Raw genomic sequence first — 255 nt, forward strand, 5'->3', positions numbered from 1 at the left:
CTGAAAATGTTGCTACTGATTACAATGCTCTAATCAATGGCAATAATTCGCCAAAAGTTATTTATAAGAAAGCAGAGCAAACGGCAACAGTACAGGATGATCCATCAATAATCTTAAGCTCATCATCACGCGCTGATGATAAAGATAAAGGTGCTTATATTCGCTTCCGTTTAACAATCCGAGACGTCGCAACTGGCACAGAGAAACAGCACTATTGGAATGTTAGGTTAACTGATCGCATCGAACCGCAGATAG

General features: G+C 40.0%; 1 pseudogene. It reads left to right on the top strand.

The annotated features are described in order from the left end of the window. Nucleotides 1-255: pseudogene (locus tag RTW80_RS29970) on the top strand (pilus assembly protein); the annotation flags it as partial.

It is taken from the genome of Escherichia sp. AM3 (assembly GCF_032029835.1).
Classification (GTDB): Bacteria; Pseudomonadota; Gammaproteobacteria; order Enterobacterales; family Enterobacteriaceae; genus Escherichia; species Escherichia coli.